16 protein-coding genes are annotated in these 17,845 nt (G+C 71.4%); 14 read left to right on the top strand and 2 right to left on the bottom strand.

Features of this window, described 5'->3' with window-relative positions:
• The first annotated feature begins 16 nt into the window (after positions 1 to 16).
• From MNOD_RS13580 to greA, 8 genes are all read left to right on the top strand, one after another.
• Entirely contained in the window at positions 17 to 1,564 is a 1,548-nt protein-coding gene (locus MNOD_RS13580; protein WP_015929478.1) for an acetolactate synthase large subunit, read from the top strand.
• 289 nt (positions 1,565 to 1,853) lie between these two features.
• Positions 1,854 to 2,498: a L,D-transpeptidase gene (locus MNOD_RS13575; protein ID WP_015929477.1), complete on the top strand. Its 645-nt coding sequence runs from the start codon at positions 1,854 to 1,856 to the stop codon at positions 2,496 to 2,498.
• Positions 2,499 to 2,568: 70 nt separating this feature from the next.
• Positions 2,569 to 2,712, top strand: coding sequence for a DUF3096 domain-containing protein (locus MNOD_RS43175; RefSeq protein ID WP_015929476.1), 144 nt, complete (start codon positions 2,569 to 2,571; stop codon positions 2,710 to 2,712).
• Positions 2,713 to 2,824: 112 nt separating this feature from the next.
• On the top strand, positions 2,825 to 5,500 hold the full coding sequence (ppdK, locus tag MNOD_RS13570) for a pyruvate, phosphate dikinase (RefSeq protein ID WP_015929475.1): 2,676 nt from the start codon (positions 2,825 to 2,827) through the stop codon (positions 5,498 to 5,500).
• Between the two features lie 198 nt (positions 5,501 to 5,698).
• A complete protein-coding gene (locus MNOD_RS13565) occupies positions 5,699 to 6,880 on the top strand; it encodes a cell wall hydrolase (RefSeq protein WP_425277510.1) in 1,182 nt (393 codons plus the stop codon).
• Positions 6,881 to 7,275: 395 nt separating this feature from the next.
• Positions 7,276 to 7,818 (top strand): hypothetical protein, encoded by a 543-nt coding sequence (locus MNOD_RS13560; protein ID WP_015929473.1) that lies wholly within the window; start codon positions 7,276 to 7,278, stop codon positions 7,816 to 7,818.
• A gap of 104 nt (positions 7,819 to 7,922) precedes the next feature.
• Complete coding sequence (gene acuI, locus MNOD_RS13555) at positions 7,923 to 8,909, top strand: acrylyl-CoA reductase (NADPH) (protein ID WP_015929472.1); 987 nt, start codon at positions 7,923 to 7,925, stop codon at positions 8,907 to 8,909.
• Between the two features lie 67 nt (positions 8,910 to 8,976).
• On the top strand, positions 8,977 to 9,438 hold the full coding sequence (gene greA / locus MNOD_RS13550) for a transcription elongation factor GreA (RefSeq protein WP_015929471.1): 462 nt from the start codon (positions 8,977 to 8,979) through the stop codon (positions 9,436 to 9,438).
• On the opposite strand, the gene MNOD_RS13545 is transcribed toward greA, so the two are convergent.
• Positions 9,422 to 10,324 (bottom strand): LysR family transcriptional regulator, encoded by a 903-nt coding sequence (locus tag MNOD_RS13545; protein ID WP_015929470.1) that lies wholly within the window; start codon positions 10,322 to 10,324, stop codon positions 9,422 to 9,424. The genes greA and MNOD_RS13545 overlap by 17 nt on opposite strands.
• 133 nt (positions 10,325 to 10,457) lie before the next feature.
• On the opposite strand from MNOD_RS13545, the gene wrbA reads away from it, so the two are divergent.
• Entirely contained in the window at positions 10,458 to 11,057 is a 600-nt protein-coding gene (gene wrbA, locus MNOD_RS13540) for an NAD(P)H:quinone oxidoreductase (protein ID WP_015929469.1), read from the top strand.
• A gap of 155 nt (positions 11,058 to 11,212) precedes the next feature.
• On the opposite strand, the gene MNOD_RS13535 is transcribed toward wrbA, so the two are convergent.
• Positions 11,213 to 12,199, bottom strand: coding sequence for an L-threonylcarbamoyladenylate synthase (locus MNOD_RS13535; RefSeq protein ID WP_043748664.1), 987 nt, complete (start codon positions 12,197 to 12,199; stop codon positions 11,213 to 11,215).
• Between the two features lie 231 nt (positions 12,200 to 12,430).
• Here MNOD_RS13535 and MNOD_RS13530 point away from each other — a divergent pair, with 231 nt between their 5' ends.
• The 5 genes from MNOD_RS13530 (at position 12,431) to corA (ending at position 17,840) form a co-directional block, all read left to right on the top strand.
• Positions 12,431 to 14,209, top strand: coding sequence for an acyl-CoA dehydrogenase family protein (locus MNOD_RS13530; protein ID WP_015929467.1), 1,779 nt, complete (start codon positions 12,431 to 12,433; stop codon positions 14,207 to 14,209).
• Between the two features lie 109 nt (positions 14,210 to 14,318).
• Positions 14,319 to 15,077, top strand: coding sequence for an enoyl-CoA hydratase-related protein (locus MNOD_RS13525; protein ID WP_015929466.1), 759 nt, complete (start codon positions 14,319 to 14,321; stop codon positions 15,075 to 15,077).
• Positions 15,074 to 15,928 carry an SDR family NAD(P)-dependent oxidoreductase gene (locus MNOD_RS13520; protein ID WP_015929465.1) on the top strand — a complete coding sequence of 285 codons (855 nt, stop codon included), beginning with the start codon at positions 15,074 to 15,076 and terminating at the stop codon, positions 15,926 to 15,928. Before MNOD_RS13525 ends, MNOD_RS13520 begins: the two co-directional genes overlap by 4 nt.
• A gap of 53 nt (positions 15,929 to 15,981) precedes the next feature.
• Positions 15,982 to 16,836, top strand: a complete 855-nt coding sequence (locus tag MNOD_RS13515) for an SDR family oxidoreductase (protein ID WP_015929464.1) — start codon at positions 15,982 to 15,984, stop codon at positions 16,834 to 16,836.
• Between the two features lie 8 nt (positions 16,837 to 16,844).
• Positions 16,845 to 17,840, top strand: a complete 996-nt coding sequence (gene corA / locus MNOD_RS13510) for a magnesium/cobalt transporter CorA (protein ID WP_015929463.1) — start codon at positions 16,845 to 16,847, stop codon at positions 17,838 to 17,840.
• The last annotated feature ends 5 nt before the right edge of the window (positions 17,841 to 17,845 follow it).

The raw sequence follows: 17,845 nt of genomic DNA, 5'->3' as shown, positions 1-17,845 counted from the left end.
GAGGAGTGTTGTGCCGATGGCCATGAACGGTGCCGAGAGCCTGGTTCGCACGCTGGTCGCGGGCGGCGTCGAGGTGTGCTTCACCAATCCGGGCACGTCCGAGATGCATTTCGTGGCGGCGCTCGACCGGGTCGAGGGAATGCGGGCGGTGCTCTGCCTGTTCGAGGGCGGGGCGACGGGCGCGGCGGACGGCTACGCCCGCATGGCAGACAAGCCGGCCTCGACGCTGCTCCATCTCGGCCCCGGCCTCGGAAACGGCATCGCCAATCTTCACAATGCCCGGCGGGCGCGCTCGCCGATCGTCAACATCGTGGGCGAGCACGCGACCTATCACCGGGCCTACGACGCGCCGCTCACCTCCGACATCGAGTCTCTGGCGAGGCCGGTCTCGGCCTGGCTGCGCACGGGCCTCAGCGCCCGCGCGGTGGCGGCGGACGGGGCGGCGGCCATCGCGGCCGCGCTCGCCCCGCCCGGCGGCGTCGCCACCCTGATCCTGCCCGCCGACACCGCCTGGGAGGAGGGCAGCGGCGTCGCGCCGCCCGCGCCCGTTCCGCCGCGGGCGCGGGTGCCCGACGAGGCGATCACGCACGCCGTAGCGGCCCTGCGGAGCGGCGAGCCGGTGCTCCTGCATCTCGGCGACAGGGCCGTGCGCGGGGAGGGGCGGCGCATCGCGGCCCGCATCGCCGCGAAGACCGGGGCGCAACTTCTCGCCATGACCTCGAATGCCCGCATCGACCGGGGCGCCGGCACCGTGCCGATCGAGCGGCTGCCCTATCCGGTCGACCTCGCCCGGGCGGCGCTCGAATCCTACCGCCACATCATCCTGGTCGGGGCGACGCTCCCCGTCGCCTTCTTCGCCTATCCGGGCAAGCCCTCGGCGCTGGCCCCGCCGACCTGCGACGTTTTCGCCCTCGCAAACCCCGAGCACGACCAGATCGACGCGCTGGAGCGCCTCGCCCAGGCGGTCGGAGCGCCCGCGGCGGTCGATCCGCCGAGCCCTGGGCGGCCCAGCCTGCCGGGCGGCGAGCGCCTCGACCAGGACAGCGTCGGGCAGGTGCTCGGCGCCCTGATCCCGGAGGGCGCGATCGTCTGCGACGAGTCGATCACCACGGGCCGCAACTTCTTCCCCGTGACGCAGGGCGCGGCGCCCCATACCTGGCTGCAGCTCAGCGGCGGATCCATCGGCCTCGGCATCCCGATGGCGACCGGCGCCGCCGTCGCCTGCCCGGACCGCAAGGTCATCACCCTGCAGGCCGATGGCAGCGGCCTCTACACGGCGCAGTCCCTCTGGACCCAGGCGCGCGAGAAGCTCGACGTCGTGACGCTGATCTGGTCGAACCGCTCCTACGCCATCCTGCGGGCGGAACTCGCCAATGTCGGCGCCAATCCAGGCCGCAAGGCGCTCGACATGCTGAGCCTGGACGATCCGCCGATCGACTGGCCGAGCCTCGCCCGCGGCTACGGCGTCGAGGGCCGCCGGGTCGAGACCCTGCCGCATTTCATCGACGTGCTCCGCCATGCCCTCGCCCGGCGCGGTCCGTTCCTGATCGAGGTGGCGCTGTAGGGAGACGGTCGCTGCGCGACTTTTCGTGCTGGGTCCCGGGTCGCATTCCGCTGCCGCTGCATGCGCCCGGGAAAGAGGGAGTGGGCGAGGAAGCCGGGCGAGACGATCGATGATCGTCTCCGGACGTGTCGGGCGGACATCCTCGCGTAGGCCGACGCGGTCTCATCCGAAACCGCATGGCGAAGCCATCAATCGGATTTCGGATGAGGCGCCCGCGACACACCCCCCGGCCGGATAAGCCGTTAGGGGTGGGGCGATGCAAGCCCGCCACGAATCGAGGTGCCTTTTGATGTTGCCGCGCCGAATCCTCACCGTCCTCCTGGCAGCTCTCCCGCTCGCCGCCTGCAACGCCCGCGGCCCGGTCAAGGTTGCCGCCATGGACGAGGATGCGGCCTGGTACATCGGCACGATGCCGGATCAGCCCTACGACGTGCCTCTGGTCGACCGCAGCCGGATCGACCCCAAGTACCGCCGTCAGGTCGTCGCCTATAACGGGCCCGAGAAGCCCGGCACAATCGTGGTCGATATCGACGAGCGCCTGCTCTACCTCGTGCAGGACAACGGCGAGGCCATCCGCTACGGCGTCGGCGTCGGCAAGCAGGGCTTCTCCTGGAAGGGCGTCGCCACGGTCGGCCGCAAGGGCGTCTGGCCCGATTGGGGCCCGACCGCCACCATGGTGAGCCTCAACCCCGACCTGCCGCGCTTGCGCAAGGGCGGTCTCGACAACCCGCTCGGCGCCCGGGCGCTCTACCTCTATCAGGGCGGGCGCGACATCCTGTTCCGCATCCACGGCACCAGCGAGCCCTGGAGCATCGGCGAGCAGCTGTCCTCCGGCTGCGTGCGCATGCTGAACGAGGACATCGTCGACCTTTACAGCCGGGTGCCGGTCGGCACGACCGTGCTGGTGAAGCGGCACGGCAAGTTCCGGGTCTGAGGCGCCGGAACCACGGCGGCGCCCTGCGCGTCGTCGTGACGCGGCCACGCTTGGCCGCGGGAGACGCATCATGACCATTACGGTGGCACATCTGCAGCCGGTCATCGCGATCATTGCCGGCGTGCTGATCCTGATCATGCCGCGGCTGCTGAACTATATCGTGGCGATCTACCTCATCCTCGCCGGCCTGTTCGGGCTCGGGATCGTCCACTGAGTCACGAAGCCTGCGGGACCGGGCTCCCACGCCGTTCAGCTTGCGTTGTGCCGAGGGATGGTCCAACCCCGGCTCCGCATCAGGTTGCAACCCGGACAAACGGACGAACACCATGGCGAAGTGGGTCTACACCTTCGGCGACGGCAAGGCCGAGGGGCAGTCGTCGATGCGCAACCTGCTCGGCGGCAAGGGCGCGAATCTCGCCGAGATGTCGAATCTCGGCCTGCCGGTGCCGCCCGGCTTCACCATCACGACCGAGGTCTGCACCTATTTCTACGACCACGGCCGGCAGTACCCGCCGGACCTGAAGGACCAAGTCGATGCCGCCCTGGACGCGGTCGGCCGGCTGACCGGCCGCCGCTTCGGCGATTCCGAGACGCCCCTCCTCGTCTCCGTGCGCTCGGGTGCTCGGGCCTCCATGCCCGGCATGATGGATACGGTGCTCAATCTCGGCCTCAACGACACGACCGTCGAGGCGCTCGCCCGCGGCTCCGGCGATCCGCGCTTCGCCTATGACAGCTACCGGCGCTTCATCACCATGTACTCGAACGTGGTGCTCGGCGTGGAGCACCACACCTTCGAGGAGGCGCTGGAGCATTACAAGGAGGCCAAGGGCCTCGACCTCGACACCGACCTCTCGGCGCAGGACTGGAAGCACCTGATCGGCGAGTACAAGGGGATCGTGAAGCGCGCGCTCGGCCAGGATTTCCCGCAGGATCCGCAGGCCCAGCTCTGGGGCGCGATCGGCGCCGTCTTCGGCTCCTGGATGAATCCGCGCGCCAACAAGTACCGCGAGTTGCACAACATCCCGGCGAACTGGGGCACCGCGGTCAACGTGCAGGCCATGGTGTTCGGCAATATGGGCGACACCTCCGCCACCGGCGTCGCCTTCACGCGCAATCCCTCGACGGGCGAGAAGGCGCTCTACGGCGAGTTCCTGATCAACGCCCAGGGCGAGGACGTGGTGGCGGGCATCCGCACGCCGCAGGACATTACCGAGGCCGCCCGCATCGAGTCCGGCTCCGACAAGCCGTCCATGGAGAAGGCGATGCCGGAGGCCTATGCGGAGCTCGTCCGCATCTACGGCCTGCTCGAGAACCATTACCGCGACATGCAGGACATGGAGTTCACCGTCGAGAACGGAAAGCTCTGGATGCTGCAGACCCGCAACGGCAAGCGCACCGCCAAGGCGGCCTTGCGCATCGCCGTGGAGCTCGCGGGCGAGGGCCTGATCAGCCAGGAGGAGGCGATCGGACGCGTGGAGCCCGCCTCCCTCGACCAGCTCCTGCACCCGACCATCGATCCGAAGGCGGAGCGCCGGGTGATTGCCACGGGCCTGCCGGCCTCGCCGGGCGCGGCCTGCGGCGAGATCGTGTTCAACTCCGAGGAGGCGGAGGCCGCCAAGAAGGCCGAGCGCAAGGTCATCCTGGTGCGGGTCGAGACCTCGCCGGAAGACATCCACGGCATGCATGCGGCCGAGGGCATCCTCACCACCCGCGGCGGCATGACCTCTCACGCGGCCGTGGTCGCCCGCGGCATGGGCAAGCCCTGCGTCTCCGGCGTGGGCGCGATCCGGGTCGACTACAACGCCCGCACCCTCTCGGTCGGCGGCGTCACCCTGAAGGCCGGCGACCTCATCACCATCGACGGCTCGAACGGTCAGGTGATCCAGGGCGAGATGCCGATGCTGGAGCCCGAACTGTCGGGCGACTTCGCGACCCTGATGGACTGGGCCGACCAGGTGCGGACCATGAAGGTGCGCGCCAATGCCGAGACCCCGGCGGATGCGCGCGCGGCCCGGAGCTTCGGCGCCGAGGGCATCGGCCTGTCGCGCACCGAGCACATGTTCTTCGACGAGGGCCGCATCACCGCCGTGCGGGAGATGATCCTCGCGGACGACGCGGAGGGGCGGCGCGGGGCGCTCGCCAAGCTGCTGCCCTACCAGCGAGCGGACTTCGTGGAGCTGTTCACCATTATGTCGGGGCTGCCCGTTACGATCCGGCTGCTCGACCCGCCGCTGCACGAGTTCCTGCCCAAGGAGGAGGAGGTCGGCGCCTTCGCGGCGGAGACCGGCCTCTCGGCGGACAAGCTGCGCCGCCGCATGACGGAGCTGGACGAGACCAACCCGATGCTCGGCTTCCGCGGCTGCCGGCTGGCGATCCTGTTCCCCGAGATCGCCGAGATGCAGGCCCGCGCCATCTTCGAGGCCGCCGTGGAGGCGGCCAAGCGGACGGGCGCGCCGGTCATCCCCGAGGTGATGGTGCCCCTCGTCTTCACCAAGGCCGAGTTCGACCTCGTGAAGGCGCGCATCGACGCGATGGCCAAGGCCGTCGCGCAGGAGAGCGGCAGCAAGGTCGAGTATCAGGTCGGCACCATGATCGAGCTGCCGCGGGCGGCCCTGCGGGCGGGCGACATCGCCGAGACCGCGGAGTTCTTCTCCTTCGGCACCAACGACCTGACCCAGACGACGCTCGGCATCAGCCGCGACGACGCCGGCACCTTCCTCGGTTCCTACACGAAGAACGGGATCCTGACCTCGGATCCGTTCGTGTCGATCGACCAGGAGGGCGTGGGCGAACTCGTGAAGCTCGGCGCGGAGCGCGGACGGGCGGTGCGGCCCGGCCTCAAGCTCGGCATCTGCGGCGAGCATGGCGGCGATCCGGCCTCGATCGCCTTCTGCCAGGAGGTCGGCCTCGACTACGTCTCCTGCTCGCCCTACCGGGTGCCGATCGCGCGCCTCGCCGCGGCCCAGGCCGCCCTCCAGACCAAGCCGCAGGGCCAGGCCTGAGACAGCCCGGGTGCCCCTCCGGCGGGGAGGGGCGCCTCTCCGGCGGGCAGAAGCCCGCTCCGGCGAGGCGACCCGGCCCCGGATTAACCTCCGCTCAACCATACGACCCGATCATCCTGGACGGCCGCGACGCGGCCTCGGGCGCAACAGCCGCGGGATCGGGGCGTGGGCAAGAAGCGGACGATGCGGGGGCGGAGCGTGCGGTGGATCTGCGCCGCGACGGCCCCCTGGGTGGTCGCGGCGGGCGTCCTCGTCTCGTTCACCGCAACGGCGGGGGTGGACTCGTCCCTGGGCGCGAGCGCCATCCCGGCCCTCACCGCCCGTGCGATGCCGCCGCTCCCGGCGGAGGGGCTGATCGGGCCGGTGGCCCTGACGGGCCCGGCCCGGGCGGAACCGCTCGATGCCGAGCCGCTGCGCCCGGACCTCAAGACGGGCGCCGGCGCCAAGCCGGTGCCGCAGCGCGGGGGCAAGGCCGACGCGCTGGTGCCGGCCCGGGTCGGCGGCCTGCGCCGGCTGGCCGCCATCTCCCGGTCCGGCTGGCTCAGCGGCGCGGGCAGCGGCATCGCCTCAACCCTCACGCCCGGCCCGGCTTTGTGGGATCCGGATCTCGAACCCGCGAACGGCTTCGTTCCCTTCCCGGAGGGCGAGGGCAGCGACCGCGCCGCGGAGAGCTCGCCGTTGAGCGCCGCCTCGCAGGAGACCCGCGGCGCCTCGACGGGCGGGCGCACCCGCGACGCGCGCCAGGACGGCGCCACGCCCGCGGTGCCCCGCGCGATCGCCTTGTCCTCCGCGACGCCCGCGCCCGCCGATGCCACGCCGATCGAGGTGGCGGCGGCGCCCGTGGCCGGCGGCGGCGTCTCGCCCCGCCTCGATGCGCGCATGGGCGTCACGACCGCCGCACGGATCTCGCCCCAGGCCCTGCCTGGCGAGGAGGCGCGGCGGCGCTACGCCGATCTCATCACCCCGGACAATGCCGAGAAGGAGCAGCGCTGCCTCGCCGAGGCGGTGTATTTCGAGGCCCGCGGCGAGCCCGAGCAGGGTCAGGCGGCGGTGGCGCAGGTGGTGCTCAACCGCGCCAAGAGCGGGCTCTATCCGGCGCATATCTGTGGCGTCGTCTACCAGAACCGGCACCGCTATCTCGGCTGCCAGTTCTCCTTCGCCTGCGAGGGCCGCTCCCTGCGCGTCACCGACGAGACTGCCTGGGCCACCGCCACGCGCATCGCCAAGGAGGTGGTGGAGGGCCGCACCTACCTCGCCGACGTCGGCGGGGCGACCCATTACCATGCCGATTACGTCCGCCCGCGCTGGTCGCGCCGGCTGAGAAAGATGGACGTCATCGGCCGCCATATCTTCTACCAGCTCAAGCCGGGACAGACCTGATCGTCCGCATCCGAGAATCGGTCGGGCGCTTCGAGACGCGCCTGACGGATTCGCGGTTTCTGACCTGTCGTCTATCCGGACGGAGAGAAGGTGCCGGAGAAAAGGCGTCCACTTCTCCCGGACGTCCTCCAGCGTCAGCTCTCGCCATGCTGAACCTGCATCAAGGTTGACGCGCCCCGGATCCGGCGCGGTGACTGGGCCGGGCTCCCGCAACCGGGCGGATCGACGCCGGGGCTTGCCCGAATCTCTCCGGATTCCTCGAAAATACGCAGTGTTCCCCGAGGACGACTTTACCCTCGCGTGGGTTTGCACTTGCCGCGGACAGGCCCGCGGGGCTTCCATCGGGGCGACGCGCGGCCCCGCCGCCTGCCACCGCACCCGTGAGGATCCTGTCGATGACCGCTCCGGTCGCCCGTCTCCCGCTCCTGCTCGCTGCCGCGGTGGGCCTGTGCCTGCCCGCTTTGCCCACCGCGGCCGGCGGCTACGGCTGCGCCACCGCCGAGTGCTACCGGTACGTGACGATCCCGCCGGTCTACGGGACCGTCCCGGAGCAGGTGATGGTGCGGCCGGGCCGGACCATCACCCGGGTCGTGCCGCCGGTCTACGACACCGTGACCGAGCAGGTGCTGGCCGCGCCCCCGAGCCGCGTCTGGCAGACCTCCTACGACGACAACGGCCAACTCGTCGGCTGCTGGGTCACGACCCCGGCCCGCTACGCCACCCGGACCCGCCAGGTCATGGTGCGTCCGCCCGAGGTGGTTCCGGAGGTGATCCCGCCCGCCTACGCCATCTACCACCGCAAGGTGCTGGTCGAGCCGGCCCGGTCCGGCTGGGTGCCGGCGGGCAGCCATGGCGGCTACGCGCCCGGATATCCGGGAACCTATGCGAGCCCGGTCGGCGCCGGCCCGGCCTTTGGCGGACCCTACGGCGGCTACTGAGCCCGGCCGTCGCGCCCCTGCGGCGAGAGAGGGGCGTCTCGCGTCTTGCCGCCCTCCCGTCCGCGCCCCACAACCGGGCGGACCGGAATGACGGGAGGCGGCCCATGGGCGCGTTCAAGGCGGTGGTGATCGAGAAGGGCGAAGACGGCCAGCGCGTCGGGCTCACCACCTTCGACGAGGCCGACCTCATGGAGGGCGACGTCACGGTGCGCGTGACTCACTCCTCGCTGAACTACAAGGATGGGCTCGCGATCACCGGCAAGCTCCCGGTGGTGCGACGCTTCCCGATGATCCCCGGCATCGACTTCGCGGGGGTAGTCGAGCAGTCGAGCCATCCGGGCTGGAAGCCCGGCGATGCGGTCGTGCTCAACGGCTGGGGCACGGGCGAGACCCATCTCGGTGCCTATGCCCAGAAATCCCGGGTGAAGGGCGATTGGCTGGTCGCGCTGCCCGCGAACTTCACACCGCATCAGGCGATGGCGATCGGCACCGCCGGCTACACGGCGATGCTCTCGGTCCTGGCGCTGGAGCACCACGGGCTCGCGTCCGAGCGCGGTCCCGTCCTGGTGACGGGCGCGGCGGGCGGGGTCGGTTCGGTGGCGATCGCGCTGCTCGCCGCCTCCGGCTGGCAGGTGATCGCCTCGACGGGGCGCCCGGCGGAGGCGGAGTACCTGCGCGGTCTCGGCGCCGCCGAGATCATCGACCGCGCGGAGCTCTCGAAGCCGGCCAAGCCCCTCGCCAGGGAGCGCTGGGCCGCCGCCATCGACACGGTCGGCGGCGCCACGCTCGCCAACGTGCTGTCGATGACCCGCCACGGCGGCGCGGTGGCGGCCTGCGGCAATGCCGGCGGCATGGACCTGCCGGCCTCGGTGGCGCCCTTCATCCTGCGCGGAATCGCGCTTCTCGGCATCGACAGCGTGATGACGCCGCTGCCGCTGCGCCGGGAGGCCTGGAACCGGCTCGCCCGCGACCTCGATCCGGGCAAGCTCGCCGCCATGACGACGACGATCGGCCTGGAGGACGTGATCGCGAAGGCGCCCGAGATCCTGTCCGGCCAGACGCGGGGACGGGTGGTCGTGGCGATCCAGTGACCACGGACCGCAAGGAACTCATGCGCAGCGCGGGAACCTTGACGGTGCTCCGCGCATTGCCCGTTTCATGAGCATCGCCTTCGTCCGAGAGCCGGAGGGCGGGGAGGCCTTCGAGGATCTGCCCGACCGTCCGATCTCCCCGCACCCGAACTTCGTCACCCCGCAGGGTCTCGCCCTGATCGAGGCGGAACTGGAGCGGCTGCATGCCGAGCACGCCGCGCTGTCGCCCGACGACAAGGCGAATCTCTCCCGCACCAGCCGGGACCTGCGCTACTGGACCGCGCGGCGCAACTCCGCCCAGGTGATCGAGCCGACGCCCGGCGACACGGTCCATTTCGGCTCGACCGTCACGGTCGAGCGGGAGGACGGCACGCGCCTGACCTACCACATCGTCGGCGAGGACGAGGCCGATCCGGCGAAGGGATCGATCGCCTACGTGGCGCCGCTCGCCCGCGCGCTCACCGGCAAGCAGGCGGGGGACGTGGTGACGGTGGCCGATCACGAAGTCGAGATCATCGAGGTCCGCTGAAGGGAACCCGGCCCTCGATGAGGTCGCGCAGGCGCGCGATCTCGGTCCCGACGAAGTCGAGAAAGACCCGCACCCGCGCCGAATGCCGCAGATCCGCGTGGGTCAGGAGCCAGAGGCCGGCGGAGAGGTCCGGCTCCGGCGGGGAGAGCCGCATCAGCCCGGCATGCCGGTCGCCGGAGAGGCAGGCGAGCGGCGCGATGCCGATGCCCGCCTCGACCGCCTTCACCAAGCCCACCACCGTGTCGAGGCGCAGGGCCACGCGGGCGGGGTCGGCCCGCGCGGCAACGTAGCGGGCCACCTTCGCGGCGCCGGTCTCCTGCGCCAGCGACACCCAGCGCCGCTCCCCGGGCGGGATCTCGGCCCCATCCTCCGCGCGCCCGTAGAGCGCCCAGGCGATGGTGGCGAGACGGCGCCCGACCAGGGTGTCGGGCGGTCCGTCGGTGGCGCGCAGCGCCACGTCGGCGTCGCGCTTCGACAGGTTCAGCGGCTGGTTCGAGAGCACCACGTCGACCCGCACCTCCGGATAGCGGTCGCAGAACCGGGCGATGATCGGGGCCAGCAGGTCGTTGAAGAGGGAATCCGCGGTGGTCACCCGTAGCTCGCCGGAGGGCGCCAGGAGCTGCCCGTCGAGCTTGCGCGAGAAGGCCGCGACGTCGTCCTCCATCCGGGCGGCGATGCGCACCATCTCCTCGCCGGCCGGTGTCGGCGCGTAGCCGGCGCGATGGCGCTCGAAGAGAAGCGTGCCGAGGGCCGCCTCCATCTGTCCGAGGCGCCGGAAGGCGGTCGACGGATTGATGCCGAGCCGCTCGGCCGCAGGCGCGAGCCCCCGCTGGTCGGCGATAGCCTTGACGAGCCGGAAATCGTCCCAGGCGAGCGGATTCGCCACGGTGTTGCGTGCGCCCCTGCAAGATCGTGCTTGCAATCTAGCCCATTCCGCTTCCGCCCGCGATCCCCGATCTTGCCGGCACGGCGGCCCGCCCTGGATTGGACAGGACGGGCGCGACACGGAGGTTCTCGCCATGGCGAAGGTTCTGGTGCTGTACTATTCCACCTACGGGCATATCGAGCAGATGGCCTACGCCGTCGCGGAGGGCGCGCGCGAATCGGGCGCGGAAGTCCACGTCAAGCGCGTGCCGGAACTCGTGCCGGAGGAGATCGCCCGCAAATCCCACTACAAGCTCGACCAGCCAGCGCCGATCGCCACCGTGGACGAGCTGCCCAGCTACGACGCCATCATCTTCGGGACGCCGACCCGCTACGGCAACATGGCCTCGCAGATGAAGAACTTCATCGACCAGACCGGCGGGCTCTGGATGAAGGGGGCCTTCGTCGGCAAGGTCGGCTCGGTCTTCACCTCGACGGCCTCCCAGCACGGCGGCCAGGAATCGACCATCCTGAGCTTCCACACGGTGCTGCTGCATCTCGGCATGGTGCTGGTGGGGCTGCCCTATGCCTTCCAGGGTCAGCTCGGCGTGTCCCAGGTCATGGGCAACTCGCCCTACGGGGCCTCGACCATCGCGGATGGCGACGGCAGCCGCCAGCCCTCACAGGTCGAACTCGACGGCGCCCGCTACCAGGGCCGCCACGTGGCCGGTATTGCCGCCAAGCTGGCAGGCTGACCTCGCCAAAAGAACCGGCCAAAAGAATAGGCCCGGATTGCTCCGGGCCTTTTGAAGGGGGAAGGCCGATGGGGGCTTGAAGTGGCCTTCAGTGGTGCGTCAACGCAGAGGTTGCCGGATCGGTTCCGGCAGGCCTCTGATTTTTTTTCGAAGCGTCAGCGCGGCGCCGCCGCGCGGGCGAGCCGGTCCGCGATGGCCTCGCCGAGACCATGCCGGGGGATCGGCATGACCGCGATGGTCGCCGCGCCCGAGGCATCGAGGCGGCGCAGCATCGAGAAGAGATTCGCCGCCGCTTCCGCGAGATCACCGCTCGGGCTCAGGTTCAGGATGAAGCGCGCCCGCGCGAGCCCCGCCGGCCGCGCCTCCCCGAACAGCAGCGCCGCCTCGTCCTCGCCGATGGCGGCCGCATCGAGCCGCACCGCCGCCCGCGGGGCGTAATGCGAGGCGAGCAGGCCCGGCGCGACGGGCGCCTCGCCCGCCGCACCCGGCGCGCGGAGCGGCCGCCCGAGGACCGCCTCGATCGCCTCGCGCGGCACGCCGCCCGGCCGCAGCAGCTGCGGGTCGCCGTCGAGGCAGGCGACGATGGTCGATTCCACGCCGACCGGGCAGGCCCCCCCGTCCAGCACCGCGGCGATGCGTCCGTCGAGATCGCCGAGCACGTGGTCGGCATTGGTCGGACTGACCCGGCCGGAACGGTTGGCCGAGGGGGCCGCGACCGGACGGCCGACCGCCCTCAGCAAGTCCCGCGCGAGCCGGGCGGCCGGCACCCGCAGCGCCACGCTGTCGAGCCCCGCCAGGGCGAGGTCGCAGACACAGGCGTCCTCGGCGCGCGGCACCACCAGGGTCAGCGGCCCCGGCCAGAAGGTCTCGGCGAGGCGCAAGGCCTCCGGCCCGAACGCGCCCTCGCGGCGCGCCGCCGCGAGATCCGGCAGGTGCGCGATGAGCGGGTTGAAGCGGGGGCGCTCCTTCGCGGCGTAGATCCCCGCCACCGCCGCACCGTTCGTCGCATCGCCGCCGAGCCCGTAGACGGTCTCGGTCGGGAAGGCGACGAGGCGCCCCTCCCGCAGCAGCCGCGCCGCCTCCGCGAGTCCGGCCGCATCGGGCGTCAGCCGCCGCGTCGCCGTTGACCCGATATGGTTCATATGTAAACTAACTTCCGGCATGAATGCGGCCCTGGAGCGCTCCCCGCCGAAGTGAAGGCCGGTTCGGCGCAAGGGAGCGCGTGGGAACAAGACTTTTAGAGCCGTGACCCGACCCGGTCGGCCGACCCGGTCGGGTCGGATCGCGGCTCTAGCGTCGGGTACGGCTTCGCGTCAAATGACGACATGCTGTGGCCCGGCCACCCGGGCGACGCTGTCCGGGAGGAATCAGTGATGAGCTTTCGCGCACCCGTGGCCGAGATGGCCTTCACGATCCGGCACGTGGCCGGGCTCGACCGCGCGATCGCCGAGGGGCTGCACGGCGATCTCACACCGGACCTCGCCGAGGCGATCCTGGAGGAGGCCGGCCGCTTCGCGAGCGACGTGGTCGCGCCGCTCAATCAGGTCGGCGATCGGCAGGGCGCGGTGCTCGAGGACGGCACGGTGACGATGCCGCCGGGCTTCCGCGAGGCCTATCGGACCTGGAGCGAGGCGGGCTGGAACGCCCTGCCAGGCCCGGTGGAGTATGGCGGCCAGGGCCTGCCGCTCCTCCTCAACGCGCCTTGCGTGGAGATGTGGAACGCCGCCTCCATGTCCTTCGGGCTCGGCCCGCTTCTCACGGCGGGCGGCGTCGAGGCGCTGGCCAAGCATGGCTCGGAGAGCCTGCGCGAGCGCTACCTCGCCAAGCTCGTCTCGGGCGAGTGGACCGCGACCATGAATCTGACCGAGCCGCAGGCGGGCTCGGACCTCTCCGGCCTGCGCACCAGGGCCGAGCCGGCTGGCGACGGCAGCTACCGGATCCGCGGCGAAAAAATCTTCATCACCTGGGGCGAGCACGACCTCACCGACAACATCGTCCACCTCGTGCTCGCCCGCATTGAGGGCGCCCCGGCCGGCACCAAGGGCATCTCGCTCTTCGTGGTGCCGAAGGTGCTGCCGGACGGCAGCCGCAACGACCTGCGCTGCGCCGGCCTGGAGCACAAGCTCGGCATCCATGGCTCGCCGACCTGCACGATGGTCTACGGCGAGAAGGGCGGCGCGGTCGGCTGGCTCGTGGGCGAGGCGAATCGCGGCCTCGCCTGCATGTTCACGATGATGAACAACGCCCGGCTCTGCGTGGGCCTGCAGGGGGTCGGCATCGCGGAGCGGGCCTATCAGCAGGCGCTCTCCTACGCTCGCGAGCGGCGCCAGGGCCGGGCGGGCGCTGCGGCCTCCGGGATGAGCCCGATCATCGAGCATCCCGACGTGCAGCGGATGCTGCTCACCATGAAGGCGATGACCGGCGCCGCGCGGGGCATCTGCTATCTCACGGCCGAGGCCCTCGACCGCGCCCACCGCGCACCCGATGAGGCGGAGCGGCGCGCCGCCCTCGACCGCGCCTCGCTGCTCACCCCGGTGGCGAAAGCCTTCTCGACCGATATCGGCATCGAGGTCGCGTCGCTCGGCATCCAGGTGCATGGGGGCATGGGCTACGTGGAGGAGACCGGCGCGGCGCAGCACCTGCGCGATGCGCGCATCGCGGCGATCTACGAGGGCACGAACGGCATCCAGGCGATCGACCTCGTCACCCGCAAGCTGCCGCTCCAGGACGGCGCCGTGGTGCGGGGGCAGATCGCGGCCATGCGCGGCATCGCCGAGCGCGTGCTGCGCGAGGCAAGCCCGGCCTTCGGCTTCACGGCGCCGCGGCTGCGCGAGGCGATCGGGAGCCTCGACACGGCGACGAGCTTCCTGTTGCGGGCCCTGCGCTCGAACCGGCCCGAGGAGGCTTTGGCCGGGGCGACGCCGTATCTGCGCCTGTTCGGCCTCGCGCAGGGTGGCGCGGCGCTTGCCCAGGCGGCGCTCGCCGCCCATGCGGCGGCCTCGGGCGGTGACACGGATCCCGCCCACCCGGCCCGGATCGCGCTGGCGCGCTTCTTCGCCGAGAACCTCGCGACGGCGGCCCGCGGCCTGGAGCAGACGGTCACGGCCGGGGCCGGCTACCTGCAGGATGCGCCGCTGGCGCTCGCGGGCTGAGGGTCGCTCGCGGGAACCCCTCTCCCGTGCAGGAGAGGGGCTCCCCGCGCCCGATCGAGCGGCGTCACGATCCGTCACGAGGCCCAAGGATACCCATGAAGGATACCCCATGACCGAGCATGTCAGGATCACCCGCGAGGCGGGCGGGGTGTGTCTCATCCGGCTGGCGCGGCCGGAGAAGAAGAACGCCCTCACGGGCGCCATGTACGACGCCATGCGCGAGGCGCTGCTGGCCGCCGACGCCGAAGGGTCGGAGATCGGCGCCGTGGTCTTCGCAGGCGTCGAGGGCGCCTTCTCGGCCGGCAACGACATCGCCGATTTCGTCGCCCGTGCGAACGAATCCTTCGGCAGCGCGCCGTCGCTCCGGTTCATCCGGCAGCTCGGCGCCACCCGCACCCCGATGGTGGCGGCGGTCGACGGGATCGCGGTGGGCATCGGCACGACGCTCACGCTCCATTGCGACCTCGTCTATGCGACGCCGCGGGCGCTGTTCCGCATGCCCTTCGTCGATCTCGGTCTCGTGCCGGAAGCGGCCTCCAGCTACCTGCTGCCGCGCCGGGTCGGCACCGTGAAGGCGACGGAACTCTTGATGCTCGCCGAACCCTTCGGGGCCGAGGAGGCGGTGCGGCTCGGCCTCGCCAACGCGGTGGTGCCGGGCGACACGCTCCTCGAGCACGCGCTCGCCCAGGCCGCCAAGCTCGCGGCGAAGCCGCGGGCGGCGCTGGCGGCCACCCGCGCGCTGATCCGGGGCGACCGCGCCGCCGTCGAGGCCGCGATCGAGGCCGAGGCCAGGGCCTTCGATGCGGCCCTGCGCTCCCCGGAGGCGCAGGCAGCCTTCCGCGCCTTCCTGGACAAGGCCCGCTCATGAGGCCGGCGGGCGTGCCGGACCTCTCCGACAAGGTCTGCCTCGTTGCGGGAGCCTCGCGGGGCGTCGGGCGCGGCATCGCGCGGGCGCTCGGCGAGGCGGGCGCCACCGTGATCGTCACCGGCCGCTCCAGCGAGAGCGGCCCGCGCACCGATGGGCGCCCGGAGGTGCTGGAGGACGCCGCCCGCGAGGTCGATCTCATGGGAGGGCGCGGCGTCCACTATCTCTGCGACCACATCCGCGAGCAGGAAGTCGACGGGCTCGTGCACTGGGCGCTGCGCCGCTTCGGCCGCATCGACGTGGCGGTGTCGAGCGTCTGGGGCGGCAACGAGGGCTATGACGGGGACCGCTTCCCCGACGGGGCCGCCTGGGGCGATCCGTTCTGGCGCCGCGCCGCGACGCCGCTCGGCCATGCTTTGCAATCCGGTCCCTTCGCGGCGCTGCTCCTCGCCCGGGCCGTGGCGCCCGCCATGGTCTCGGCCAAGCGCGGCCTTCTCGTCTTCGTCTCCTTCGGCACGCAGGAGGGCTATCTGGGCGACGTCTTCTACGACCTCGCCATGGCGACGACGAACCGCCTCGCACTGGCAACGGCGGCGGAGCTCGCGCCCTGCGGCGTGACGGCGCTCGCCCTGTCACCCGGGCGGGTGCGGACCGAGCGCGCCATCGATGCCGGGCTGGGGCAGGAGGCCGGCGAGACGCCGCTCTATGCGGGCCGCGCCGTCGCGGCCCTCGCGGGCGATCCCGGTGTGGCGGCGCGCGCCGGCCGCACGCTCCACGTCGCCGACCTCGCCCGCACCTACGGCTTCACGGACGAGGACGGCAGCCGGCCGGACCGGTTCCGCATCGGCGCCTAAGGAGGGCTTTGCCCCCGACCCGCGGCGCCGCCAGGCCAGAACGGGAGGATTCCATGTCGCTCAAGGGCAAGACGCTGTTCATCACCGGGGCCTCGCGGGGCATCGGCCTCGCCATCGGGCTCAGGGCCGCCCGCGACGGCGCGAATGTCGCCATCGCGGCGAAGACCGCCGAGCCGCACCCCAAGCTCGACGGCACCATCCACACCGCCGCCGCGGCGATCGAGCAGGCGGGCGGCACGGCGCTGCCCCTCGTCGTCGACGTCCGCGACGAGGCGCAGGTGAAGGAGGCGATCGCCGCGACCGCCGCGCGCTTCGGCGGGCTCGACATCGTGGTCAACAATGCGAGCGCCATCGCGCTCACCAACACGCCCGCGACCGAGATGAAGCGCTTCGATCTGATGCATCAGATCAACACCCGCGGCACCTACATGGTCTCGAAATACGCGATTCCGCATCTGGAGAAGGCCGAGAACCCGCACATCCTGATGCTCTCACCGCCTCTCGACCTGCAGGAGAAGTGGTTCGCGCCGCACCTCGCCTACACGATGGCGAAGTTCGGCATGTCGCTGTGCGTGCTCGGGCTTGCCGGGGAGCTGCGTCCGAAGGGCATCGCCGTGAACGCGCTCTGGCCGCGCACCACCATCGCGACGGCGGCGGTGAAGAACCTGCTCGGGGGAGACACCCTCATGCAGGCGAGCCGCACGCCCGAGATCCTGGCCGATGCCGCGTGGCGGATCTTCCAGAAGCCCGCGCGCTCCTTCAGCGGCCGCTTCCTCATCGACGACAGCTTCCTGGCGGAAGAGGGCGTCACGGAGTTCTCACACTACCGCGTCACACCGGGCGTGCCGCTTGCACCCGACTTCTTCGTGCCGGATACGAGCCTCCCTCCGCCCCACGCCCTCGACTGAGCCCGCCCTTGATCTTCGTCCACCAGCCGAACGCCTGCGCCAGCACCGGTCAGCCTCTCCTCGAACGGCGCCTCCTCGACCCTCACGAGCCGATCCCGCCCGACTGCCTCTGGATCGACCTCGTCGAGCCGAGCCGCGACGAGGACCTGCGCGTCGAGGCGTTCCTGGGCATCTCCATCCCCACCCGCGAGGAGATGCAGGACATCGAACCGTCCGAACTGCTCTACGTGGAGAACGGCGCCCGCTACATGACCGGGCGCCTCCTCTGCCGGGTCGAGACGGACGACGCCAAGCTCACCGGGGTCACCTTCATCCTGCGCGACAACCGCCTCGCCACCGTCCGCTACGAGGATCCGCAGGCCTTCCGGATGTTCGTGCAGCGCGCCGCCCGGCCGGCGGGCGTGATGCTGGGCGGCGAGGCGATCCTGTCCGGGCTGATCGAGACCGTGATCGACCGCGCCGCGGACGTGCTCCAGCTCCAGGGCGAGCGCATCGATACGCTCTCCCGCCTGATCTTCGACGATCATGCGGATCCGGGAGCGCGCAATGCCGAGCTGCAGAAGACCCTGCGCGGGCTCGGCCGCCACAACGATCTTCTGTCGAAGCAGCGCGAGAGCCTCGTCTCGATGGAGCGCATCCTGCTCTCGCTCTCGGCGAGCTACCGGGCCACCAAGGCGCCCCGCGAGATCCGCGAGGAGGTCCGCTCGACGCTGCGCGACCTCCAGTCCCTGGAGGAGCACGCCACCTTCCTGTCGGGCAAGATCCAGTTCCTCCTCGACGCCACCCTCGGGCTCGTCAACCTGGAGCAGAACAACATCATCAAGCTGTTCTCGGTCATGGCCGTGGTGTTCATGCCGCCGACCCTGATCGCCTCGATGTACGGGATGAACTTCAAGGCGATGCCGGAGCTCGACTGGCCCTACGGCTATCCGCTGGCGATCGTCATGATGGTGGTGGCGGCGATCCTGCCCTATGCGTTCTTCCGGTGGAAGCGCTGGCTGTGAGGCTC

Source organism: Methylobacterium nodulans ORS 2060 (genome assembly GCF_000022085.1).
GTDB lineage: Bacteria > Pseudomonadota > Alphaproteobacteria > Rhizobiales > Beijerinckiaceae > Methylobacterium > Methylobacterium nodulans.
This window is presented reverse-complemented; position numbering and strand designations above follow the sequence as displayed.

What these genes read in the sequence shown, in the direction of transcription:
- MNOD_RS13535 (WP_043748664.1), bottom strand. Translation starts at nt 12,199, where the DNA reads ATGAACCATATCGGGTCAACGGCGACGCGGCGGCTGACGCCCGATGCG.
- wrbA (WP_015929469.1), top strand. Translation starts at nt 10,458, where the DNA reads ATGGCGAAGGTTCTGGTGCTGTACTATTCCACCTACGGGCATATCGAG.
- MNOD_RS13575 (WP_015929477.1), top strand. Translation starts at nt 1,854, where the DNA reads ATGTTGCCGCGCCGAATCCTCACCGTCCTCCTGGCAGCTCTCCCGCTC.
- MNOD_RS13525 (WP_015929466.1), top strand. Translation starts at nt 14,319, where the DNA reads ATGACCGAGCATGTCAGGATCACCCGCGAGGCGGGCGGGGTGTGTCTC.
- MNOD_RS13560 (WP_015929473.1), top strand. Translation starts at nt 7,276, where the DNA reads ATGACCGCTCCGGTCGCCCGTCTCCCGCTCCTGCTCGCTGCCGCGGTG.
- MNOD_RS13530 (WP_015929467.1), top strand. Translation starts at nt 12,431, where the DNA reads ATGAGCTTTCGCGCACCCGTGGCCGAGATGGCCTTCACGATCCGGCAC.
- MNOD_RS43175 (WP_015929476.1), top strand. Translation starts at nt 2,569, where the DNA reads ATGACCATTACGGTGGCACATCTGCAGCCGGTCATCGCGATCATTGCC.
- MNOD_RS13520 (WP_015929465.1), top strand. Translation starts at nt 15,074, where the DNA reads ATGAGGCCGGCGGGCGTGCCGGACCTCTCCGACAAGGTCTGCCTCGTT.
- acuI (WP_015929472.1), top strand. Translation starts at nt 7,923, where the DNA reads ATGGGCGCGTTCAAGGCGGTGGTGATCGAGAAGGGCGAAGACGGCCAG.
- greA (WP_015929471.1), top strand. Translation starts at nt 8,977, where the DNA reads ATGAGCATCGCCTTCGTCCGAGAGCCGGAGGGCGGGGAGGCCTTCGAG.
- MNOD_RS13580 (WP_015929478.1), top strand. Translation starts at nt 17, where the DNA reads ATGGCCATGAACGGTGCCGAGAGCCTGGTTCGCACGCTGGTCGCGGGC.
- ppdK (WP_015929475.1), top strand. Translation starts at nt 2,825, where the DNA reads ATGGCGAAGTGGGTCTACACCTTCGGCGACGGCAAGGCCGAGGGGCAG.
- MNOD_RS13515 (WP_015929464.1), top strand. Translation starts at nt 15,982, where the DNA reads ATGTCGCTCAAGGGCAAGACGCTGTTCATCACCGGGGCCTCGCGGGGC.